At 51.6% G+C, this 22,674-nt stretch carries 17 protein-coding genes and 1 pseudogene; 11 read left to right on the forward strand and 7 right to left on the reverse strand.

The features are described from left to right. Window positions 1-153: 153 nt before the first annotated feature. From CAFE_RS04915 to CAFE_RS04925, 3 genes and pseudogenes are all read left to right on the forward strand, one after another. Entirely contained in the window at window positions 154-768 is a 615-nt protein-coding gene (locus CAFE_RS04915; RefSeq protein ID WP_066643652.1) for a MarR family winged helix-turn-helix transcriptional regulator, read from the forward strand. Window positions 769-845: 77 nt separating this feature from the next. Further along, entirely contained in the window at window positions 846-3,080 is a 2,235-nt protein-coding gene (locus CAFE_RS04920) for an ABC transporter ATP-binding protein (protein WP_330593859.1), read from the forward strand. Next, window positions 3,077-4,953: pseudogene (locus CAFE_RS04925) on the forward strand (ABC transporter ATP-binding protein). Before CAFE_RS04920 ends, CAFE_RS04925 begins: the two are co-directional and overlap by 4 nt. Window positions 4,954-5,051: 98 nt before the next feature. On the opposite strand, the gene CAFE_RS04930 reads toward CAFE_RS04925, so the two are convergent. After that, window positions 5,052-6,824, reverse strand: a complete 1,773-nt coding sequence (locus CAFE_RS04930) for a sensor histidine kinase (RefSeq protein WP_156989983.1) — start codon at window positions 6,822-6,824, stop codon at window positions 5,052-5,054. Between the two features lie 11 nt (window positions 6,825-6,835). Continuing rightward, window positions 6,836-8,356 (reverse strand): response regulator transcription factor, encoded by a 1,521-nt coding sequence (locus CAFE_RS04935; RefSeq protein ID WP_156989984.1) that lies wholly within the window; start codon window positions 8,354-8,356, stop codon window positions 6,836-6,838. 228 nt (window positions 8,357-8,584) lie between these two features. Here CAFE_RS04935 and CAFE_RS04940 point away from each other — a divergent pair, with 228 nt between their 5' ends. The 7 genes from CAFE_RS04940 to CAFE_RS04970 all read left to right on the forward strand — a co-directional run bounded on the left by CAFE_RS04940 (window position 8,585) and on the right by CAFE_RS04970 (window position 17,229). Next, complete coding sequence (locus tag CAFE_RS04940) at window positions 8,585-10,300, forward strand: extracellular solute-binding protein (RefSeq protein WP_156989985.1); 1,716 nt, start codon at window positions 8,585-8,587, stop codon at window positions 10,298-10,300. Between the two features lie 123 nt (window positions 10,301-10,423). Beyond that, window positions 10,424-11,290 (forward strand): ABC transporter permease, encoded by an 867-nt coding sequence (locus CAFE_RS04945; protein ID WP_407926885.1) that lies wholly within the window; start codon window positions 10,424-10,426, stop codon window positions 11,288-11,290. A gap of 14 nt (window positions 11,291-11,304) precedes the next feature. Next, complete coding sequence (locus tag CAFE_RS04950; RefSeq protein ID WP_066643618.1) at window positions 11,305-12,198, forward strand: carbohydrate ABC transporter permease; 894 nt, start codon at window positions 11,305-11,307, stop codon at window positions 12,196-12,198. A 42-nt stretch (window positions 12,199-12,240) separates the two neighbouring features. Continuing rightward, window positions 12,241-13,788, forward strand: a complete 1,548-nt coding sequence (locus tag CAFE_RS04955) for an alpha-amylase family glycosyl hydrolase (RefSeq protein ID WP_156989986.1) — start codon at window positions 12,241-12,243, stop codon at window positions 13,786-13,788. 168 nt (window positions 13,789-13,956) lie between these two features. Beyond that, the gene (locus tag CAFE_RS04960; RefSeq protein ID WP_156989987.1) at window positions 13,957-14,094 is read left to right on the forward strand and encodes a hypothetical protein; all 138 of its coding nucleotides are present in this window, start codon (window positions 13,957-13,959) and stop codon (window positions 14,092-14,094) included. Between the two features lie 269 nt (window positions 14,095-14,363). Beyond that, window positions 14,364-16,160, forward strand: a complete 1,797-nt coding sequence (gene ade / locus CAFE_RS04965; RefSeq protein WP_156989988.1) for an adenine deaminase — start codon at window positions 14,364-14,366, stop codon at window positions 16,158-16,160. A 40-nt stretch (window positions 16,161-16,200) separates the two neighbouring features. Beyond that, on the forward strand, window positions 16,201-17,229 hold the full coding sequence (locus CAFE_RS04970) for a hypothetical protein (protein ID WP_156989989.1): 1,029 nt from the start codon (window positions 16,201-16,203) through the stop codon (window positions 17,227-17,229). Between the two features lie 71 nt (window positions 17,230-17,300). Here the strand turns inward: CAFE_RS04970 and CAFE_RS04975 are convergent, their stop codons facing one another. From CAFE_RS04975 to CAFE_RS04985, 3 genes are all read right to left on the reverse strand, one after another. After that, on the reverse strand, window positions 17,301-17,726 hold the full coding sequence (locus CAFE_RS04975; RefSeq protein ID WP_156989990.1) for an Hsp20/alpha crystallin family protein: 426 nt from the start codon (window positions 17,724-17,726) through the stop codon (window positions 17,301-17,303). Between the two features lie 74 nt (window positions 17,727-17,800). Beyond that, window positions 17,801-18,226: an Hsp20/alpha crystallin family protein gene (locus CAFE_RS04980; RefSeq protein WP_156989991.1), complete on the reverse strand. Its 426-nt coding sequence runs from the start codon at window positions 18,224-18,226 to the stop codon at window positions 17,801-17,803. A gap of 51 nt (window positions 18,227-18,277) precedes the next feature. Further along, window positions 18,278-18,700, reverse strand: coding sequence for an Hsp20/alpha crystallin family protein (locus CAFE_RS04985; RefSeq protein ID WP_066643604.1), 423 nt, complete (start codon window positions 18,698-18,700; stop codon window positions 18,278-18,280). Window positions 18,701-19,029: 329 nt separating this feature from the next. On the opposite strand from CAFE_RS04985, the gene CAFE_RS04990 reads away from it, so the two are divergent. Then, on the forward strand, window positions 19,030-20,139 hold the full coding sequence (locus tag CAFE_RS04990) for a glycoside hydrolase family protein (RefSeq protein WP_139104007.1): 1,110 nt from the start codon (window positions 19,030-19,032) through the stop codon (window positions 20,137-20,139). A 112-nt stretch (window positions 20,140-20,251) separates the two neighbouring features. On the opposite strand, the gene CAFE_RS04995 is transcribed toward CAFE_RS04990, so the two are convergent. Both CAFE_RS04995 and CAFE_RS05000 read right to left on the reverse strand, forming a co-directional pair. Next, entirely contained in the window at window positions 20,252-21,994 is a 1,743-nt protein-coding gene (locus CAFE_RS04995) for an ABC transporter ATP-binding protein (protein WP_066643600.1), read from the reverse strand. Between the two features lie 11 nt (window positions 21,995-22,005). Continuing rightward, entirely contained in the window at window positions 22,006-22,521 is a 516-nt protein-coding gene (locus tag CAFE_RS05000) for a peptidylprolyl isomerase (RefSeq protein ID WP_066643598.1), read from the reverse strand. Between the last annotated feature and the right edge of the window lie 153 nt (window positions 22,522-22,674).

Raw genomic sequence — 22,674 nt, forward strand, 5'->3', positions numbered from 1 at the left:
GGACAGCAAATCTGGTATGATTTTGTCATGAGGACTCGTCTCCTTTCGGGAGTACATTGTTTTGTGTCAAAACCATTGTACCAGAAGGGCTGACGAGTCCTCAACTTTCATTTAACTTTACAATACGGCAGAAAACGCAAGGAGGAATTCTCGATGAACGAGACGAATTCAGAATTATATGAAAAACTGGGAAGACTGATGAGATTGCTGCACAAGCACCATCTGCGCGCATATGCGGAAAGAGGCCCCATGGCCGACCCCACGCGTGGGCAGGGCAGGCTGATCGCGATTTTGAAAATGCAGGACGGCATCTCTACCAAGGATTTGTCGTATCTGCTGGGTATCCGCATTTCTTCTCTCAATGAATTGTTGTCCAAGATGGAAAAGGCCGGCTACATTAAGCGCGAGCCATCCGAAACCGATAAGCGTGTGATGCTTGTCAAACTGACTGAAAAGGGAAAAAACGAACAGCAGCAGGAATGGAATCCCGACGCAATTTTCAATTGCCTTTCGGAAGAGGAGCAGAAGGCATTCGGAGCTTATCTGGATCGGGTCATCCACTCGATCGAAGCCAATCTGGGAGAAGAAATGGATGAAGACGAGCGCGAGTGGTGGATGCGCGAAGCACGGGAACGCATGGGGGATGAAAGGTTTGAACGATTTGCCGCCATGCGGCAAGCCGGCTTCATGATGCGGGGTTTTGATCCGCACGGCGGCTTTGACGACTTCCACGGAGGTCGGGACGGCCGCTTCAAGAGGCGCAAATAAGGGGTATTTATGAAAAATCAAATTTTCCCAACACTCGCCGCCTTCGTCGGAACATCTAAAAAGAGGAGGATTCCTCCGTGCTGAAACTCGTTAAATATTTGAAGCCCTATGCCGCCCTGATTCTCATTGCAGTCATGCTGCTCGGCATTCAGGTGGTCTGTGATCTTTCCCTGCCGAATTACATGTCCGATATCGTCAATCAGGGAATCCAGCAGGGCGGAATCGTCAACGCAGTCCCGCAGGCAATCCGTCAGAGTGAAATGAACAAGCTCACTCTGTTTATGAACGCAAACGAGAAAAAAGAAGTGCTCGCCGATTACACGTTGCTTGACCGCTCAGCACTTTCTACCGATGCATACGGCAGGGCCGTTAGTCAATACCCCGCTCTTGCCAAAGAGGCCGTCTATCAGCTGAATTCCATTGATAACGCCGAAAATAACAGGCTCAATTCCGTTCTGGGCAAGGCTTTCGTGGCGGTATCGCTCGTCGACAAGCTCGCGGCGCAGGCTGAAAGCGGGCCGATGAGCCTGGGCGGAACGACAATCCCAAAAGGGACGGATCTGTACGGCCTGCTCCAAAAGCTGCCCGCTTCGCAGCTTGAACCGATGCGGGCGCAGATCAATCAGAAAATAGGTGTCATGACAGATTCCGCGATCACCCAGTCTGCCGTTTTATCGGTAAAGACGGAATATCAGGCGATCGGCATGGACACGGACAAAATCCAAAGCGGAACCATCACCCGAACCGGCTTGTGGATGCTGCTGTTCGCCCTGCTTTCCGCAGCCTGCACCGTGCTGGTGGAGATGATCGGCGCGAGGGTTTCGGCCGGCTTCTCGATGGATCTCCGCAGGCAGGTCTTTACCAAGGTCGAGAGCTTCTCCAGCCGAGAATTCGACCGGTTCTCCACCTCATCCCTGATTACCCGCACCACCAACGACGTCACGCAGATCCAGACGGTGGTTTTCATGGTCATCCGGATGATGATCTATGCGCCGCTGATCGGCGTGGGGGGCGCTGTCATGGCGCTGCAAAAGAGCACCTCCATGTCCTGGATGATCGCAGTCGCGGTGATTATTCTCGTCGGCATAATCCTCACGCTGTTTTCTTTCTGCCTGCCAAAGTTTGAACTCGTGCAGAAGCTCACCGACAAACTGAACCTTGTGACAAGGGAAAGTCTTTCGGGCATGCTGGTCATCCGCGCGTTCAATACGCAGAAGTTTGAGGAAAAGCGCTTCGACGGCGTCAATTCCGACATTACAAAAACCAATCTGTTTGTCAACCGGGCGATGGCGACTTTAATGCCCGCCCTTACCCTGATCATGAACGGGATGTCCCTGCTGATCGTCTGGGTAGGCGGGCACCAGATCGCCCAATCAGACATGCAGGTCGGCGATATGATGGCGTTCATGCAGTACGCCATGCAGATTTTTTCGGCCTTCATCATGATCTCGGTGCTGTTTATCATGCTCCCGAGAGCTTCCGTCTCGGCGCGGCGCATTGCCGAGGTGATCGACACCGACCTTTCCGTCAAAGACCCGGAGCGGCCGGAAGCATTCGCCGCATCTCAAAAGGGAACGGTCGAATTCAAAAATGTCCATTTCCGTTACCATGGGGCGGAACGGGATGCGTTAAGCGATATCAGCTTCACCGCCCTGCCCGGACAAACGACCGCGATCATCGGGTCCGCGGGTTCGGGCAAAACCACCCTGGTCAACCTGATTCCGCGTTTTTACGATGTGACGGAAGGAAAAGTCCTGGTGGACGGAATCGACGTGCGCAAAGTTTCGCAGCATGCGCTGCGCGAACGGATCGGGTATGTTCCACAGAAGTCGTCCCTCTTTCAGGGAACGGTCGAAAGCAATCTGAAATATGCGGATGAACATGCATCGGGAGATACTCTTCAAAAAGCCGCCGAAATCTCGCAGTCCATGGAGTTCCTTGCATCGAAGCCAAAAGGCTTCGAAACGGAGATCGCCCAGGGCGGCAAAAATGTTTCGGGCGGCCAGAGGCAGCGGCTCTCGATTGCCCGCGCGCTTGTGAAAAAGCCGGAAATTCTGATCTTCGACGACAGCTTTTCCGCGCTCGACTTCAAGACGGACTCCCTGGTGCGCAAGGCGCTGAATTCCGAAACCGGAGACAGCACCGTGATCCTGATTGCCCAGCGAATTTCTTCGATTATGGGCGCAGACCAGATCCTTGTGCTGGAGGAAGGGCGGATTGCCGGGATAGGCCGGCACGACGAGCTGATGGAGACCTGTGAAACCTACCGGGAGATTGCGCTTTCCCAGCTCTCAAAGGAGGAACTCGCATGAGTGAACAAAAGAGTCGCAAAGAATCAAATCCGTCGCCTCCCCGCGGGCCGGGCGGTTTCGGCGGACACGGCATGATGATGCCCGGGGAGAAGGCGTCGGATTTTAAGGGGACGATTGGTCGGCTCATCAAATATCTTGGGTCCTATAAGCTCCCGATCCTTATCTGCTTCGCTTTTTCCGCCGCAAGCGCCGTCTTTTCCATTGTCGGGCCGAAGGTCCTGGGTCAGGCGACCACCAGGCTGTTTGAGGGCGCGATGGGGAAAATAGCGGGCAGCGGCGTGGGAATCGACTTTTCCGCCATCGCGCGGATTCTGCTCACGCTGGCGCTGCTTTACGTACTGAGCGCGCTCTTCGGATACATTCAAAGCTGGATTATGGCGGGGGTCTCCGTTAAAATTTCCTACCGGTTCCGCAAGGATATCTCGGAGAAGATCAACCGTCTGCCGCTCAGCTATTTTGACGGCGTCAGCCAGGGCGAGGTGCTCTCACGGGTCACAAACGATGTGGATACGGTCAACCAGACCCTGAATCAGAATATCTCACAGATTATCTCCTCCGTCACGACGCTTGTCGGCGTGCTGGTGATGATGCTGACCATCAGCTGGCTGATGACGCTTGTTACGCTTCTGATCATTCCGCTGTCATTGATCCTGGTGACGGCTGTGGCAAAATTTTCGCAGAAATACTTTGCTCAGCAGCAGAATTACCTTGGCCATGTCAACGGACACATTGAGGAGATGTACGGCGGGCATCTGGTGATGAAAGCCTTCAACGGGGAGGAGAAAAGCGTTGAAGAATTCGACAAACTGAACAGGGTGCTCTATGACTCGGCGTGGAAGTCCCAGTTTTTGTCCGGCCTGATGATGCCCGCTATGAGCTTTATCGGCAACCTCGGTTTCGTCGCAATGTGCATCCTCGGCGGCTGGCTGGCCATCAAAAAGGCTATTACGGTCGGAGATATTTTCAGGCGTTTGTCCAGTATGTCAAATCATTCACCCAGCCGCTGGCACAGGTGGCGGGTATTTCCAACACGATTCAGCAAACCGCCGCTGCGGCCGAAAGGGTCTTCGAATTTCTGGATGAAAAAGAGGAAAGTCCGGACGCCGGGCAGACAGACATTGCGCAGCCTCTGGCGGATCAGGTGGAATTTAAGAATGTGCGTTTCGGCTATTCCCCCGATAAAATCATCATCAAAGATTTTTCGGCGTCGGTGAAGCCGGGCCAGAAGGTCGCCATTGTCGGCCCGACGGGCGCCGGAAAAACCACCATTGTGAAATTGTTGATGCGGTTTTATGAGCTGAACGGCGGCTCTATCCGAATCGACGGGCGCGACAGCCGGGATTTCACCCGGGAAGAGCTGCGCTCAAAATTCGGAATGGTGCTGCAGGACACTTGGCTTTACAACGGCACCATTATGGATAATATTCGTTACGGGCGGCTCGACGCCACCGATGAGGAAGTGATGGAAGCGGCGAAGGCCGCGCACTGTGACAACTTCATCCGGGCGCTGCCGGACGGATACAATATGGTCCTTGACGAAGAAGCTTCCAATATTTCGCAGGGGCAGAAGCAGCTGCTGACCATCGCCCGGGCAATCCTTGCCGACCCGAAAATATTGATCCTCGACGAAGCGACCAGCTCGGTCGATACGCGCACCGAGGTGCTGATTCAAAAGGCCATGGACCGCCTGATGAAAGGCCGTACAAGCTTCGTCATTGCCCATCGTCTTTCCACCATCCGCGACGCGGATCTGATCCTTGTGATGAACGACGGAGACATTGTGGAGCAGGGCCGTCATGAGGAATTGCTTGAGCGGGGAGGCTTCTACGCGAACCTTTACAACTCCCAGTTTGAGCTGGCGCAGGCCGGATAACTGAAAAAGGCTGCCCAGAGCGCAAAAAGGCCGGTTTCCGCTTCTGCGGAAACCGGCCTTTTGCTGCTGGCGGCTGCGCGTCCGGACTTGGTTCATTTTTACGGATCAGTTATCCTCTGATAATTCCCGAATTCCTGACGAAAGAAATCTACGTTAGGCAAGGCTGTCCGTGTCGGAATCCGCAGGATGACGGTGGTTCCTTCGTTCACGGTGCTTGTAAAAGACAGGCCGAATTCTTTCCCGAAGTAGAGCTGTATCCGGCGCTGGATGTTTTGCAGGCCGTAACCGCTGCTTTCGGTAGTCAGAATATTCTGAAGTTTGGCCGGCGAAATCCCGCAGCCGTTGTCTTCCACGACGAACCGTATTTTCCCGTCTTCCAGCTCCGCGGAGATTTTGAGCTGTCCCCGGCCGGGGACAACACGATGGTCTATCCCATGAACAATGGAATTTTCAACCAATGGCTGCAAAATCAGGTTAGGCATTTTATAACCGCTGACGGAAGGGTCGAATTTTTCCTCGAATTGGAAGGAATGGCTGTGCATCATTTCCTGAATTTTAATATAGGAAACCGTGTTTTCCCACTCGTCCTCTACGGATATTTCCGGATTGCCCCGGTTTAGCGTCGTACGGTAGAATGCGGAAAGCAGCTGCGCCATTTCACTGATTTCATCCTGACCTGCCAAAATGGCCTTGCTGTTGATGAGGGAGAGGCTGTTATAAAAGAAATGGGGATTAATCTGCGCCTGGAGGGCCTTTATTTCATATTCCTGCTTTTCGGTTCTCGCTTTGTAAACCTCGTTAACCAGTTGCTGGAGTTTCTCTACCATCGTATGGAACTGCCTCGACAGCACGCCGATTTCATCCTGCCCGAATTCGCTTGGGGGCAGATCAATAAAAAGACCGTTCCGTTCGATGGACTGCATATTTCGCGTCAGGGATTCCAAAGGGCGGACAATCACAAAAGAAAGAAAATGGGTGAGCAGATGAAGCATGACGGTGCAGCCTATGACAACCAGCAGAACGGTCAGTAAAATCGGCCATGTATTGTTTCTGACCGTATTCAACGGGCGGATTAAGTATAAGCTCCACCCTTCCGAGGGCAGCTCCTGCCGGATTCCGATATAATTTTGCCGCAGAGAGTCTCCTTTTAAGCGGGCGGCGATTTGGCCGTCCGGGATCATCAGTTCTTTTCTGCCGAAATCCTGGTACGCGTAGAGAACCGTGTTGCCGTCCAGCAGAAACACTCCGAAATTATGGGTGAACAGCGTGTCCAGCTGTGAGTAAACCTTGTTGTAATCCAGCTTGATCGAAAGATAGTTTTTGCGTTTTTGATAGGCCGAAAAAATCGGACAGGAAAGATATGCCGCCTGATTCTCCCTGGAAATATAGAAAGTTGGTTTTGTCGCATGCACCGCAGTTGAGTACCACGGCATTTTTTTTGCTTCATTGATTGTCTGAACGGTATCTCCGTGCGGGTTTAAATTTGATGAAGTATAGAGCGTTTCGGAAAGGACATCCCCGTTCAGCAGTGGGACGGTTGCAAACAGCGGATCCACAATGTCGCGGTAAGTAAGATACATCTCAAAATTATTCGAATAGGTCCGGCTTACGGCTTGACCGATGTTGTCATTCCATGCGATATTGGAAATCATATTCCGGTATGTGTCAAGCCTGCTCTGCAAAACCAAGGCGGCTTGTTCCACCGTCTCCGATTCGGCCTGCTTTTCCCGGTTTATCAAAAGAGTCTGGATCTGCCCGTAACAGAATATGCCCAGAGCAAGAACAGGGAACAGACCGGCGCAGATGCACACCAACGACACTTTTTGCCGGAAATTGATGTTTCGGTACCATCTTAAAATTGCTTTCCGCATGCGCGCCGCTCCTAATGCGATGTCCGGAAGGATTCCGGAGTCTGCCCGAAGGTTTCGCGGAAGCTTCTGCAAAAATAGGAGAAATTGGGATACCCCACGTCTCTGCAAATATCCTGAATCTTCTGGTTCGTGTTTAACACGCGCTCTTTTGCCTGTTCCATGCGCACGGTTTTGATGTACTTGTTGATTCCGCAGCCGGTCTTTCGGATGAACAGGTCGCTCAGATATCGGGGCGAAAGGTAGACCTGTCCGGCCAGCCGGGTCAGGTTCAACTCCTCTCCGTAATGATTTTGGATATACTGCTTGACAATGCAGATCGCATGCTCGGCGGAATCCTGTCCGACGTCAAGGCTTTGCAGAACCCTGGCAAGCGTATCCGAGATAAGGACCCTGATCTCGTCATAATACTGGCATCGATAAATCTTTTCAACCATCCCCTGCAGCTCGTCTTTCCCGGCGGACGAAGCCTTCCATAGGATTTGCGCCAGCCTGGAGAAAATATAGCACACGCTGATATGGGACTGCTTTTTTTTGTACTGATATTTCGCCATAAGCAGATTTACGCTCTTTTGCAGACTGTATCCGTCCTTAAATTCTATGGCGTCCGCAGCGGCTTGGAGAAGGGCGTCGTCATCCTCAAGATTTTCCAGATCGTTTGGGCTTTCGTCCGGGATGGGGTAGATATAGCGGTTCATAAAAAAGAAACGTTCATCCAGCGCTTGTTCCGCCTGTGAGTACGCGGCCGCAATGGAATCGGTACCGGAAAACGGACTGCTGATGGAAAGGTAACAGCTTTTCGCAAAGACGGAGGAGAACCGCTTCTGCAGACACTGGGCTATGTAAGCGACAGGCCGGTGGAGAGTTTCTTCTTTTTGAAGGAAAATCACGCTTTGGTTTGGGTTCAGATTCAAAAAGTGAAAAGGCTGTCCCCCGAACACCTCGCCGGCTGTTTTTTCAAACTGATTCTGCGGGAACCAGCCGAAAACCGGATCGTCAAACTGCAGCAGAAACAGCCTGTCGTATTTCTCCAGAAAATCGAGGTCCTCTTTTCTGTATTTCCTGTAAAGCAGCTCGGCCTTGGTTCCGTACAGCAGGCCGGAAAGGATATAGTTCTGCAGGTAAACGGAGGCAAGGCGCTCCTGTCTGACGGTACGGGCCTGAGCGTCCAGCCTCTGAATTGTTTTCAGCATGATTTTTTTCAGCTCTTCCGGATGAATGGGCTTGAGAATGTAGTCGACTGCGCCCAGCGAAAGCGCTTTTTTGACATAGGGAAAGTCATTGTAACCGCTGAAAAAAATGATTTGAAGATCGGGATACATCTCCTGTGCGCGGGCTGCGAGGTCCGTCCCCAACATAAAGGGCATGCGCACATCCGTAAAGAGAATGTCCGCCTTCCTTTTCCGAAGCATTTCAAGAGCCTCGCGCCCATTTTCCGCTTCATCTATGGTCAACTGAAAATGAAATTTTTTGAGTAAAAAGCCTATTGTTTTTCGTTCATCCTTTTCGTCGTCCGTAATTAAAATCCGGTACATGGAAAAGACTCCTTTCGCTTAAAATTTATCACAAGTGTTGCATGATGTATAGCATATAGACAAAAAAACGGATCAAAATTTAAAAAAACAGGAGAATAGTACAAAAAACCGGATTCTTTATCATTTACAGTACGAGCTCTGCAAGAATATACTAAAAGTGTTGGAACCGCCCCACCGCACAGGAAAGACGTGGGGAAGCTACGAGATTTTTAGAGGAGGTTTTGGTTCATGAAAAGAATCCATCGTGCAAAACGCGTCGTTGCGCTTGTATTGTCGGCGGCTTTACTGCTTGGCGCCTCCGCGTGCGCAAAGACCGATACGCAGAACCGGAGTGCCGCGCCGGCGGCTGTTTCCAAATCGACGGATCCGCTGGCGAAGTACTCCCAGCCGGTCGTGATCAACACAGGGCGCCAGACGGCGACAAACCCGCGCTTTCCGAAGGGAGATACCTACGAAAACAATGCGTACACACGTTTTTTGAAGCAAAAGCTGAACATAACGATAAAAGACGCGTTTGAAGCGAACGGCGCGGATTACGACCGTCAGGTCTCGCTTGCCATGGCCGGAAACAGTCTGCCGGATATGATGCTGGTCGACAATCACAGCGACCTTCAGGAAATGGTAGACAACGATCAGATTATGGATCTTACCGATGTCTATAACCAATACGCCAGTGACAAAATTAAAGAATACTACAATTCCTACAAAGACGTTTATCAGGGGGGCGCTTTCGGAAAATGCACGTTTGACGGAAAGATCATGGCGATGCCGGATGTGGGCGGAGACGCGGGCTCCAACGTCGCGTGGATTCGCCAGGACTGGCTTGATCGGCTTAAGATCAAGGTCGACCCGGACGGCGACGGATGCATTACTCCGGATGAACTGAAAAATGTCGCCAAACAGTTTCTTGCAAAGGATCCCGGCAAAACCGGGAAGCCCGTCGGCATCCCCGTGCAGCCGACTCCGACCGACGGCAGCAACGACGGCGGTTCCTTTACGCTGACCGGCATCGCGAATGCGTACGGCGCTTTTCCAAAGCACTGGGTAAAAGATGCGGACGGAAAAGTGGAATACGGTTCCATTCAGAATGAGACGAAAGAATTCCTTGCCGCCATGGCGGGCTGGTTCAAGGAGGGAATCCTGGATCCGCAGACCGGCACGCGCACCTGGAACGACTGCCAGAGCCTTTTGGTAAACGGCCAGACCGGCATTGCGTTCGGCCAGTGGCACATGCCGGACTGGTGCTTCAATCTGGTAAAGGAAAAAGATCCGAACGCGGAGTTCCGGTGCTATGCCATTGCGGACAAAAACGGCAAAGTAAATTACATGCACGTGGCGCCGAACGAAAAATACCTGGTCGTACGCAAAGAATATCAGCATCCGGAAGCCGTTATCAGAGTCCTGAATTTGTTTTACGACGCGTTAAACGGAAAAGATGCCCCGACCGTCATGCCCAATATCAACGAGGCGATGAAGATGGATAACGCCACCAAACCGGTGAATATGGAAATTCTGGACTCCGAACTGAATTTGAACAGCTATCAGCAGATTTCAGCAGCCGTAAAGGATCCTTCCAAGCTTAAGGACATCGATATGTCGGAGGACAAGATGATTGTCGGCGAGATCAACGAATACAACAAAGACCCTAAGTCCGCGTCGGTGGAAGACTGGTCACACTACACTTCCCGCTTGTTCGGCTTAGGTCTCTATTATAAGCTTACCGAAAAGAATTTGTTTGACTGGAGAATGCCCGGATTTACGGGTACGACCGATTCGATGGAATCCATGTGGACAAATCTGGATAAACAGGAGAACGAAGCAACCATAAAAATTATAACCGGCGCGGTTCCGCCGAGCTATTTTGATACGTTTGTAAAGAATTGGAAGTCGCAGGGCGGCGACCAGATTACAAGCGAAATCGAGTCCCAAAATGCCGGCAACTAGAAAAGAAATGGGGCTGTGTCGCCGAACACAGCCCCCGCTTTATCAAGGAGGATTTCCATGGAAGTAACCCATAAAGCCGGGGCGCGAATCACTGCCTCCAATCGGCTGCGCTCTCAGGAAACAATGTTTCACGTTATGATGCTGCCGGGCATGATATTTCTGGCGGTTTTCAGTTACATTCCTATGGTCGGCGTCGTGATGGCATTCCAGAATTTTTCCGCGGGCAAGGGGATTTTCAGGTCTCCGTTCGTCGGCCTCAAGCATTTCCGGTATATGTTTTCCCTTCCGGATATCTGGGAAATCATTCGCAATACGCTGACGATCGCCATCGGCAAGATGCTCCTTACCACCCTTTTGGCCATCGTGTTTGCCGTTTTGCTCAATGAAATCCGTCAGCGTTGGCTGAAGCGGACGGTCCAGACCATTGTTTATCTGCCGCATTTCCTTTCGTGGGTTATTTTGGCGGCGGTCGTCGTCAACCTGTTCAGCCTTGACGGCCCGGTCAATCAGATTTTGCAGAAGCAGGGCTTTGCCCAGGCGAACTTTTTGGGCAGTAACACGCTGTTCCAGCCGACTTTGATCATGACCGACGTCTGGAAGGAATTTGGCTATGCGTCCATTGTATATCTTGCCGCAATCACCTCAATCGATCCGGGCTTATATGAAGCCGCCGCTATCGACGGGGCAAACTGGTGGCAGCGTGTCTGGCATGTTACTTTGCCCGGAATGCTGAGCATTATCTTGTTGATGGCGGTTATGAACATTTCCAACGTGCTGAACGCGGGGTTCGATCAGGTGTACAATTTATACAGCCCGATGGTCTATGATACGGGCGATATTATCGACACCTATGTTTACCGAATGGGTCTCTTGAGCCATCAGTACAGCTTTTCCACAGCGGTCGGGTTGTTCAAGTCTGTCGTAGGCATGTTTTTACTGATTGCCGTGAACGAGATTTCCAAGAAATTTACGGACGCCCGCATCTTTTAAAAGGGGAAATGTTTATGCAGCAGCATCAAAATGCATGGGCGCAGATGGGGAAAGCGGTCATCTACATACTTGTCGTGATGATGGGCTTTGGCTGCCTGCTGCCCCTGCTGAATATTTTAGCAATTTCCTTCAGCGGAAGCGCGGCTGTTACGGGCAACCAGGTAGGGCTTGTCCCGGTCGATTTTACGCTTGCGCCTTATCAGAAAATGTTGGAGGACTCACAATTCTGGCGTTCGTTTCTCATTTCGGTGGAACGTGTTTTCTTACAGCTTGTGCTGAATATGTTTTTAGTCGTACTCATGGCGTATCCGCTTTCCAAGCCGAAGCACGAGTTCCATGCGCGCGGATTTTATATGAAAATTATGATTTTTGCCATGCTGTTTAACGGCGGAATGATCCCCACCTACCTGGTGGTAAAGCAGTTAGGCCTGCTAAATACCATCTGGTCGCTGGTTTTACCGGGCGCGGTGCCGATTTTCAATGTCATACTGGTTATGAATTTTTTTGCCGGCGTCCCCAAATCGCTGGAAGAAGCCGCGGTGATAGACGGCGCCAGCCCGATGCAGGTTCTGCTGAGGGTATATATTCCCTGTTCGGTGCCGGTTTTGGCAACGGTTGCCCTGTTCAGCATCGTGGGCAGCTGGAACGATTTTTTCAGCGGCCTGATTTATATTACCAAAGTGCAGAACTACCCGCTGATGACATATATTCAGTCTTTAAGCATCAATATTGCCGACCTTTTAAAGTCCGGCGTCAGTGCAAGCACGCTGGAAAATGTCACTCAGCTTTCAAACAAGAACTTAAATGCGGCCAAGATTGTGGTTTCCACCATACCGTTGATCGCCATTTATCCCTTTTTGCAAAAATATTTTGTAACCGGCATTGTGGTCGGAGCGGTAAAGGAGTAGACTGGTATCAAGATCAAATTTTCTAATCGGGGAGAGATTTTTATGCCGAAATGGCTCGATGACGCTGTATTTTACGAAATTTATCCGCAAAGCTTTTACGATACCAACGGCGACGGGATCGGGGATATCGACGGTATTACCGAAAAGCTGGACTACGTCAAATCCCTCGGCTGCAACGCCGTCTGGCTGAATCCCTGCTTTGATTCTCCGTTTATGGACGCGGGGTACGATGTTCGCGATTACAAAAAGGTTGCCCCGCGCTACGGTACGAACGAAGACCTGAAGCGATGTTTTTCTGAAGCGCATAAAAGGGGAATGCATCTTTTGCTCGATCTTGTGCCGGGCCATACCTCCGACCGGCACTCGTGGTTCCGGGAAAGCCAAAAAGCCCAACAGAATCCATACAGCGGCCGCTACATCTGGACGGATTCCGTGTGGAACCGGCCGGCTGATTTCGGATGCATGTGCGGCGTTACCGAACGCGACGGATGCTATCTGCTCAATTTTTTTTCATCCCAGCCGGCTTTGAATTACGGCTTTAACAAAATCACCGCGCCTTGGCAGCAGCATTATACGCATCCGGATTGCGTCGCGACGCGCGAGGCGATGAAGGATGTCATGCGGTTCTGGCTCGACGCGGGCTGCGACGGCTTCCGGGTGGACATGGCCGACTCTCTGGTCAAAAACGACGGCGATCGCACTGCAACCGCGGAAATCTGGCGGGGCGTGCGCGAAATGCTGGACCGGGAATATCCGGAAGCCGCGATGGTATCCGAGTGGTCCGATCCGAAACAGGCGATTGTACAGGCGGGCTTTCACATGGATTTTCTGCTGGACCATCCGGGCAAAGGATACCATTCCCTGTTCCGGGAGACGGGACCCGACGGGAGCCAGCACAGCTTTTTCAGCAAGCAGGGTAAAGGCAATATCATGAAGTTCCTGAACGATTACCTGCCCCAGTACGACGCGTCTAAAAACTGCGGCTATATCAGCCTGATCACCTGCAACCATGATACGCCCCGCATGACGCTGGGATTTGATGAGCTGGAGTGCAAAATCGCGTATTCGTTTCTTTTGACCATGCCGGGCGTTCCGTTCCTCTATTACGGCGATGAAATCGGCATGCAGTATTTTAAACTTCCAAGCGTTGAAGGCGGCTATCAGCGAACGGGATCGCGCACTCCCATGCAATGGAACAGAGGGAAAAACCGGGGCTTTTCCGCCGCCGATCCGGAAAAGCTGTATCTGCCGGTGGACGAAAGGGACTGTGCGCCGACGGTGGAAGAGCAGGAAAAGGACGGCGATTCCCTCCTGCATACGGTCCGCAGGGTGCTGGCCCTGCGCCATGACAATCCGGATTTGCAGGCGGTGCCGAACTTCGAGGTCGTATACGCGAAGGAGAACGAATATCCCTTTGTATTCCGGCGCGGAAAATTTGTCATAGCGGTAAATCCATCCTGCAGGGAAACGGAAATCCCTGTGGCTGCGGAGGGAAAGCCGAGATTTCTGATCGGCAGCAGCTCTTTGAAGAGCAGTCGTCTTGCTATGGGGAAACAATCGTTTGCCGTTTTTGAATGCGCCGGATTGTAGCTGTTTCCAAAATTGAAGGTCTGGCTTCCGGCTTGCCGGGGTTCTGAATTTCCCAAAACTTCTTTTGCGGCGATGGGGGAGAGCGGGTTTCTCTTTGCGGGAATTGTCAAAAATGCTTTTTATAATCATAAAGTATCATATTGACGGAAGAAAGCTGGAAGACATAATATGTATTACTCTCCTATGAAAGGAGGGAATACAAATGCGTTGGCGTTGTGGCTGGGTTTGGTGCAGTCGTTGGCGCTGCTGGTGCTGGTGCTGCGGACCCATTCGATAAATGGTTTATTTGCAATGATGCTTGCCTGAACGGCAAGCATCATTGCTTTGTATCCGGTCGGATGAGCGCTGGATTTTTTTGTTTGATCGTATTATAATAGCCTAATATAACAGCTTCATGAAATTGGAATGCGGAGTGGATCATTTTATGCTTTGGGCAGTGACAGCCGTGTCTTTAGTCCATATGGGACAGAAGCCCTGCGCCATGATTCAGAGGGCTTTTGTTTTACAACAAGATATGTTACACTAATGGCATTATTTGAAACAGGTCAAGGCATCAATTCTACAGGAGGGTCAACATGATCAATCATTTTTGCAGTTCGCCGCTGTGGGAAAGCAGTAAAACCCTTGCCGCGGCAGCTCAGGGAAACGAACCCGCCCAGACAGTGATCTTAAATGCCCGGCTGATCAACGTCTGCACGGGGGAGATACTGCCTCATACGGACATTGCCATTTCGTGCGGAAGAATCGCCCTGGTCGGGGACGCGAAGCATTGCGTCGGAAAAAATACCGTTGTCATAGACGCGCAGGGCCAGTACATTGCTCCGGGTTTTCTGGACGGGCATATTCATGTGGAGTCCTCCATGATGGGAGTGGGGGAATACGCGCGCGCGGTGGTGCCGCACGGAACCACCGGGATTTATATGGATCCGCATGAAATCTGCAACGTTCTTGGACTGGACGGCGTCAAATGCATGCTGGAGGATGCAAAGCGCACTCCCCTGAAAGCGATGCTGACAACGCCTTCCTGCGTGCCGGCCGTACCCGGCTTTGAGGATACCGGCGCTTCAATCGGTCCGGCGGATATCGCGGAAACGATGAAATGGGACGAGACGGTCGGCCTCGGCGAGCTGATGAATTTTCCCGGCGTTCTTTCTTCGTCGGACCACACGCACGGGGAAATTGCCGAGACCCTGAAAGCCGGTAAAATCATTACGGGCCATTATTCCATGCCGGAAACCGGAAAAGGGCTGAACGCTTATATTGCTTCCGGTGTCCGCTGCTGCCATGAATCAACCCGTATGGAGGACGCGCTTGAGAAAATGCGCCTTGGCATGTACGCAATGTTTCGGGAGGGTTCCGCATGGCATGACCTCCACGAAGTGGCGAAGAGCATCACGCAGCATAAGGTCGACACCCGGTTCGCCGTTCTGATTTCCGACGACACCCACCCCTATACCTTGATGAACAACGGCCATCTGGACCATATTGTTCGCCGTGCGGTAGAAGAGGGGATCGACGTTGTCACGGCAATTCAGATGGTAACCATCAACTGCGCGCAGTGCTTTCAGATGGATCAGGATCTTGGATCCATCGCTCCCGGAAAATGCGCGGATCTTGTTTTTCTTGACGATCTGGAAAAGGTGCATGTTACAAAAGTGCTGATTGACGGCAAAGTCGTCGCGGAGAACGGGAGTTTAACGGAGCAGCTGAAACCGTATTCTTATCCGGAATGGGCGACGCGGTCCATGCATATCCGCGATGCGATTACGCCGGAATCGTTCCAAATTTCTGCAAAAGGGAATGAAGTTACGGCGCGTGTGATTGAAGTGATTCCCGCGCGGGTGGGTTCCTATGAACGCCATGTGAAGCTGGCGGTGAAAAACGGTCTGGTGGAGTCCGACCCGTTGCAGGATGTTCTGAAAACCGCGGTTTTCGAGCGCCACCACGAAACCGGTAAGGCTGGATTCGGGTTTGTGAAGGGATTTGGAATTCAGTGTGGCGCAATGGCGTCCACCGTCGCTCACGACGCGCATAATCTGCTGGTGATCGGCACAAACGACGAGGACATGGCGCTTGCCGCGAATACGCTGATCGCCTGCGGCGGAGGCATGACCGCCGTGCAGAACGGAAAAGTCCTCGGTACGGTTCCGCTGCCGATCGCGGGGCTGATGAATGACAGGTCGGTGGAGGAAATGAGCGGAATTGTCGGTTCCCTTGGCGAGGCGTGGAAGAAGATTGGATGTACAATGGTTTCCCCGTTTATGACGATGGCGCTGATTTCACTGGCCTGTCTGCCGGAGCTGCGCCTGACGGACCGCGGCCTGGTTGACTGCACGACGTTTCAGTTTGTTCCGCTGTTCCTTTCGGAATAGCGCGGCTTTTTGCCTGCGGAGTGCGCGCTGAAGAAGTTCGATGAATTTGAGAACCGCGGGAATCGCCGATTTTGCGCAGGAAAGGATGATGGGAATGGAAGTCCTTTGGAATTTTTGCCCGGGACAACCCGCTCCGCACGGAGAAAAACCGGGAAAACCGATTTCGGTCGACTGGAGCTTTTCTTATGACGGGCTTCAGTACCGGATTCCCCGCGTTTACCGTTTTCGGGAGGGAATCGTTTTTGATGCGGTTGCCGTGCTGAACCGCGCGGCGGCCCGCGCTTTTTATGACCGGTACCGGGACAAAGAAGCAGGGATGTCTTTGGAAGACATTGAATTCGCCCGCGCAACCTCTCCGCTGCCGGAAATACTTCCGCTAAAGGAATTTTATGTGAATGGGCGGAAAGTCGGCAGCGGATGGCGCGGGCAGGGAAGACCTTATTTTCCGTGGGACCCGCACGACGGAGGAGAACTGCTGCCGCTGATTGAAGAAAACGAGTTTCTAAAGGACGCCTGTTTTGCGTGGACGCGGTGCCGCGTGCCGTTTCCTGCTTTTTATATGCTGAAAACTCTGAAGATCCGCCTGCATGAAACGTGCAAAGCTCTGCCGGTAGGCGTTTGTTTTTCCCTTCCGGTTGGAAAAGAGGCAGCGGGGCGTGAAATTGAATTCGTTCATCCCGTGACGGGGAATGCGCACCGCCTGATCGTAGAAAGTCTGGAAGGGACGGATCTCAATCTCGTTTTTCACAGTATGACGAGTTCCAGGCATCGATACTGTCCGCTGCTGCGATATGTGATCGATCCGCCGCTGCCGGAAACCGACAAACTGGAAGTGCGTCAGGAAGGTTCTCAAATGTGCTCATCCGCCGGCGGCGCAATCGGTGTGATCGGCGGGGCGGATGGTCCCACCGCCGTCTTTTTCGGCGATCCGCTTTTCGGGCCGCGCGGACTTCCTGTCAGGCAAGTCTTCTTGTCACCGGCGGAATCAATTCCGGAACAGGTGAGAATCCGGATCCCATTTTTGAACGTGCCAAAAAATCCGGAAACGGAAATTGTTCTGTCCCTTTGAATCCGCGAATCCGCAGAAATAGAAAGAGCAGGGGAAGCGATGCGCGTCCTCCTGCTCTTTTACAAAACGTATTATTTTACTTCGATTTTACGGGATTCCGGTTTTGCCTCGATCAGTTTCGGCAGATTAAGGCTCAAAACGCCGTCCCGATAGCTGGCACTGATTTTTTCTGCGTCGATCCCCTGAAGGTCGAAGCTGCGGCTGTAGGCGCTGTACCTTCTTTCGCGGCGAACATAATTCTTCTGGTCGCCGCCGGATTCTTCCTTATGTTCGGCGCTTAACTGCAGTCTGCCGCCGTCCACGGAAATGTTGATGTCCTCCTTGCTGAATCCCGGCAAGTCGGCCTTCAGCACATACCTGTCGCCTTCATCCACAATATCGGTCCGGAAGGGCACGGTGTCCATCCCGACTCCGCCGAAAAAACTGCTGTTGAGCATCCGGTCAAAGGTATCGAAAATACTGCCGGCGCTGCTTTCAAATGGAACCAGATCAAACATACTGAAAACCTCCTTGAATTAATTATTTTATATGAAAAGCTTCTCGGGGGGAAGCATTTTCATTACTGACTGTATTAATGAATCTCGATTTTACGGGAAGAGGTCTTGCTTTCAACGATTTTGGGCAGATCGAGCGTCAGAACGCCGTCCTGATAAGCTGCGCTGATTTTTTCGGCGTCGATCCCCTGAATGTCAAAGCTGCGGCTTAAGGTGCCGTATTTTCTTTCTCTTCGGATAAAATTCTTTTTTTCGCCGTCCGTTTCCTCTTTCCGCTCGGCTGAAAGGGTCAGCATGTCTCCGCTTACGTCGACCTTAATGTCTTCCTTGCGAAATCCGGGCATGTCGGCCTTTAAAACGAATTTGTCACCCTGGTCGAGAATGTCGGCGCGGCAGGGCGCGCACTCCGCGTCATACCCGCTGAAAAAGCTGTTGTTCAGCATCCGGTCAAAATAGTCGAACACGCCGCCCGACCTTGAATCAAAGGGAACCAAATCAAACATTAGAAAAACCTCCTGTCGATATTTTTAATTCCTGCGCTTAGTATAAGCAGGTTAGTTAACTTCAATCCTTTTCTGCGATGATTTTGCCTGCGCCGATTTCGGAAGCTCCAGTTCCAAAACCCCGTTGCTGTAACGGGCGCAAATCCCTGCGGAGTCGATTCCGCTGAGATCAAAGCTGCGGCTGAAAGCCCCGTACCTTCTTTCTTTTCGGATATAGTTCTTTTTATTTTCATTGAATTCTTCTTTATGTTCTGCGCTCAGGGTCAAACGATCGCCTTCCACGTTAATGTTGATCTCCTGTTTTTGAAAGCCGGGCAGATCTGCTCTTAGAACATATCTGTCGCCCTTATCGAGAATATCGGTCCGGAATGTCCGGAAGGAATCCGTGCCGTTCCAGAAACCTCCGTTCACGAGACGGCTGAATTCATCGAACAGTCCGTCTGTGCCGCGTTCAAAAGGAATCAAATCAAACATATTAAAAGCCTCCGTTTCCATTTGATGATTATATCGGGAACTGTTCCGTTCCCCTTTTGACAGTTTCAGTATATCTGCTTTTTATGAATAAACTTTGAAATAATTTTTGAATATTTGTGAATTTTAGCACTCTCACGAAAAGAGTGCTAAAACTTTTCCGGCATAGAGCCCCCAATCCTGTTTAAGGAGCGCTTTAGCTGACTGGGTTTTTTGAGTTTTTGCCAGCTTCCCTTTATTTTACCAATTTTCATAATATGTTTCTAATTTCTATGAAATTTATCATTTATGACTCGTATAATGGAAAACGTTCTCATTCTGTGGAGATGAATATGATGAAAAAACTGACAAAATTCATGTTTTTGCTGGTTGCGCTGGTTTTTCTGCTTTTGAGCTCGGAATGCGCTTTGGCTCAGGCCCGCGCGAAAACCGCAAACACTGCCGTAACGCTGCAGATGTCAAAACGCAGGGGAGCCAAAATCAGCCGACCGGCCATCCCGGAGCTGCAGGCGGGATACAATCTGGTATCCCTTCCCACCTATGACGGCTCGGGGCAGCTGACGCACCCAAAGCTTCTTTACTTTCCCAATAAGTGGAACGGCTGGAAATACTGGCTGTCGTTCACGCCTTACCCGGACGGAAACGATGATTACGAGAACCCCTCCCTGGCTGTTTCCGACGACATGGTGCATTGGCAGGAGCCGGATGCCCGCGAAAATCCCGTTTCCGGAATTCCGACGGATGTCGGACAGGGCGGGCACTATTCGGATTCCCATATCGTGATGCGAAACAACGTCATGGAGCTGTGGTATCGCTATAATAAAGGAAACAGCGAGACAAACCGGCCGGACTATTCCATCGATTATTATTACCGCAAAACCAGCTTTGACGGAATTCACTGGACCCAGCCGGAGCTGATGCAGAGTTCGAAAGGCGGCATTCTGAGCCTTGACGTCAATTATTCAAACGGAGAATACGAGTTTTGGTATACGGATTACAAGCACCGTCTGCTGCATGCGGTGAGCAAAGACGGCAGCGCTTGGAGCAGCCCGAAGGTATGCAGTCTTTCGCTGGGTAAAAATTACGCACCGTGGCATCAGGACATTATTCAGTATCACGGGGAGTACTACCTGCTTCAGACGGGGGTAAACCTGACAAAGTATTCTTTCGCGCTGTTCCTTTCCCGTTCCGCGGACGGGATTCATTTTTCCAGGGGCGTGCCGTTCTACCCGAGCGACGATCCGGTGATTCTATCGCAGGCCTGGTTGTACCGCAGTACGCTGGTCGAGGAAAACAACAGGTTTGTGTTTCTGATCGCCGCCCGCTTTCCCGACGGACGCTGGTACCTCATGAGAAGCGGCTTGTCGGTCGCGGAATTCGATCAGGCTCAGGGACAGGAGTTTATTATTGAGCCTCGGTCGCCTCAAGTGAAAATCCTTTAAGTAAGAAATGACAATCTTTCCTTTGACACGGTTGCCCCGGACCACGGTCCCCGGCCGTAAAGAAAAGCCGTCCGGTCCGCTCCCGCATAGGGGGGCAAACCGAACGGCTTTTCTATTTCTCATCCAGCCCTTCAAATTGAAGGTTATAGTACCGGGCGTAAACTCCGTCTGCATTCAAAAGAGCATCATGCGGGCCGCGTTCGATAATTCCGTCGTCGCCGATGACGATAATTTCATCCGCGTTGCGGATGGTTGAAAGGCGGTGGGCGATGACGATGGTCGTACGGCCCCGGCTGAGCAGATCGAGCGAAGCCTGAATCCGTCGTTCGCTTTCATTGTCGAGCGCGCTGGTCGCCTCGTCCAGAATCAGAATTTTGGGATTCTTTAAGAAAACGCGCGCAATGGAGATCCGCTGCTTCTGTCCTCCGCTTAAACGGGCGCCCCGCTCGCCGACGTATGTATCGTATCCGTCTTCCAGATCCATAATAAAATCGTGGATGTTGGCTTTTCGCGCGGCTTCCATGATCTCCTCGTCGGTTGCGTCGGGTCTGCCGTAGGCGATGTTTTCACGGATGCTGCCGGAAAACAGGTAAACGTCCTGCTGCACGATGCCGATGGAGCCGCGCAGGGAGCTCAGACGGATTTTTCTCACGTCGGTTCCGTCGATGGAAACGCTGCCGCCGGTTACGTCGTAAAATCGCGGAACAAGGGAACACAGAGTCGTTTTCCCGCCGCCGGAAGGACCGACCAGCGCGATGGTCTGTCCCGCGCTGATTTTCAAATCAATGTGATTCAGAACCTGCTCGGTGTCATTGTAGCTGAAGGAAACATCCTTGTATTCAATCGTTCCCTTCACATCTTCCAAATCCACCGCGTCGGGGCTGTCCACGATATCCGGTTCGGTTTCAATCACTTCCAGAAAGCGCTTGAACCCGGAATATCCTTTTTGAAACTGTTCCGTAAATTCAACCAGAACGTCGATAGGGTTGATGAAAATCGTAATATACAAGGCGTAAATCGCAAGGTCCGATACCCGAAGACTTCCGTTCGCGATAAAAAAACCGCCGCTGAGCAGAACGGTCAGATAAAGAAGCCCCTCAAAAAAAGAGTTTCCGGCGCGAAAAGTGCCCATGATTTTATAGCTGCCGACCTTTGAATCCAGAAACTGCAGGTTGCTGCGCTCGAATTTATCCTGCTCAAGCGCTTCGTTTCCAAAGGATTTGACCACGCGGATTCCGGCCAGGCTGTCCTGCACACTGGAGTTGACTCCGCTGATTTTTCTACGGTTGTCCATAAAGATCGCGCGCATTTTCTTGTTCTGGCTGATGCTGAACAAAACCATGACGAACGCAACGGCGGCAAGAATCAGCGTCATGGGCACGTTGATGAACAGCAGCAGGAGGAACGAGCCAAGCAGCTTAACGACGGAAATGAAGATATTTTCAGGTCCGTGGTGCGCAAGCTCCGAAATATCGAACAGATCGGAGACAAGCCGGCTCATCAGGTCGCCCGTGTTGTTGCGGTCGTAATAGGTGAAAGAAAGCCGCTGGTAGTGTTCGAACAGATCCTGCCGCATGTTGCTTTCCATTCTGGCGCCCATGATATGACCCCAGGAGGTAATAAAGTACTGGCAGCCGAAGCGGGCGAGGCACATGACCAGAAGAATCCCGGCGAGCGGCAAAAGGATTTTCAAGATACCTTGCGGGTTTACTTCGAACACTCCGTTGGTCAGATAGCGAAGAAGCTGAGGCAGCGAAATATCGATTGCGGAAAGAAGCAGCGCACAGAAAATGTCAAAATAAAAAAGAGCTTTGTACGGTCGGTAGTATCGGATGAATTTTTTAAATACGGGCATATTTTCTTCCTCTAAACTGTTTTCGGATGTTCGTAGGTTTCTCCGAAGGTTTCCACCGCAACGGATTCAATAACCTCGTCTTCAAGGGGCTTGTCGTCATAATCCCGAGGTACGTTCACAATGCGGTCGACCTCCTCCATACCGGAAATAACGCGGCCGAAGGACGCGTATTCACCGTCCAAATACGGGGAATCCTCCACCATGATGAAAAACTGGGAACCGGCGCTGTTCGGGTCCACGGTGCGCGCCATGGAAATCACGCCCCGGGTGTGCTTCAGATCGTTCTGAAAGCGGTTTGAAGTAAATTCGCCCCGAATGCTGTAACCGGGACCGCCGGTTCCGTTGCCGAGCGGGTCGCCGCCCTGAATCATAAATTTGGGAATGATGCGGTGAAACAGCGTGCCGTTATAAAACCCTTTTTCAATCAGCGAGATAAAATTATTGACCGTATTCGGCGCAATGTCGGGGTAAAGTTCTATTTTGATCACGCCGTTTGAGGTTTTCATGGTAACAGTCGGATATTTCATGCAGGAATCCTCCGTTTAATGTTATTCGTATTGTAAAGTTAAATGAAAGTTGAGGACTCGTCAGCCCTTCTGGTACAATGGTTTTGACACAAAACAATGTACTCCCGAAAGGAGACGAGTCCTCATGACAAAATCATACCAGATTTGCTGTCC

Source organism: Caproicibacter fermentans (genome assembly GCF_009746625.1).
Taxonomy (GTDB): Bacteria; Bacillota; Clostridia; order Oscillospirales; family Acutalibacteraceae; genus Caproicibacter; species Caproicibacter fermentans.

What these genes read in the sequence shown, in the direction of transcription:
- CAFE_RS04915 (WP_066643652.1), top strand. Translation starts at nt 154, where the DNA reads ATGAACGAGACGAATTCAGAATTATATGAAAAACTGGGAAGACTGATG.
- CAFE_RS04930 (WP_156989983.1), bottom strand. Translation starts at nt 6,824, where the DNA reads ATGCGGAAAGCAATTTTAAGATGGTACCGAAACATCAATTTCCGGCAA.
- CAFE_RS04935 (WP_156989984.1), bottom strand. Translation starts at nt 8,356, where the DNA reads ATGTACCGGATTTTAATTACGGACGACGAAAAGGATGAACGAAAAACA.
- CAFE_RS04940 (WP_156989985.1), top strand. Translation starts at nt 8,585, where the DNA reads ATGAAAAGAATCCATCGTGCAAAACGCGTCGTTGCGCTTGTATTGTCG.
- CAFE_RS04945 (WP_407926885.1), top strand. Translation starts at nt 10,424, where the DNA reads ATGTTTCACGTTATGATGCTGCCGGGCATGATATTTCTGGCGGTTTTC.
- CAFE_RS04950 (WP_066643618.1), top strand. Translation starts at nt 11,305, where the DNA reads ATGCAGCAGCATCAAAATGCATGGGCGCAGATGGGGAAAGCGGTCATC.
- CAFE_RS04955 (WP_156989986.1), top strand. Translation starts at nt 12,241, where the DNA reads ATGCCGAAATGGCTCGATGACGCTGTATTTTACGAAATTTATCCGCAA.
- CAFE_RS04960 (WP_156989987.1), top strand. Translation starts at nt 13,957, where the DNA reads ATGTATTACTCTCCTATGAAAGGAGGGAATACAAATGCGTTGGCGTTG.
- ade (WP_156989988.1), top strand. Translation starts at nt 14,364, where the DNA reads ATGATCAATCATTTTTGCAGTTCGCCGCTGTGGGAAAGCAGTAAAACC.
- CAFE_RS04970 (WP_156989989.1), top strand. Translation starts at nt 16,201, where the DNA reads ATGAATTTGAGAACCGCGGGAATCGCCGATTTTGCGCAGGAAAGGATG.
- CAFE_RS04975 (WP_156989990.1), bottom strand. Translation starts at nt 17,726, where the DNA reads ATGTTTGATCTGGTTCCATTTGAAAGCAGCGCCGGCAGTATTTTCGAT.
- CAFE_RS04980 (WP_156989991.1), bottom strand. Translation starts at nt 18,226, where the DNA reads ATGTTTGATTTGGTTCCCTTTGATTCAAGGTCGGGCGGCGTGTTCGAC.
- CAFE_RS04985 (WP_066643604.1), bottom strand. Translation starts at nt 18,700, where the DNA reads ATGTTTGATTTGATTCCTTTTGAACGCGGCACAGACGGACTGTTCGAT.
- CAFE_RS04990 (WP_139104007.1), top strand. Translation starts at nt 19,030, where the DNA reads ATGATGAAAAAACTGACAAAATTCATGTTTTTGCTGGTTGCGCTGGTT.
- CAFE_RS04995 (WP_066643600.1), bottom strand. Translation starts at nt 21,994, where the DNA reads ATGCCCGTATTTAAAAAATTCATCCGATACTACCGACCGTACAAAGCT.
- CAFE_RS05000 (WP_066643598.1), bottom strand. Translation starts at nt 22,521, where the DNA reads ATGAAATATCCGACTGTTACCATGAAAACCTCAAACGGCGTGATCAAA.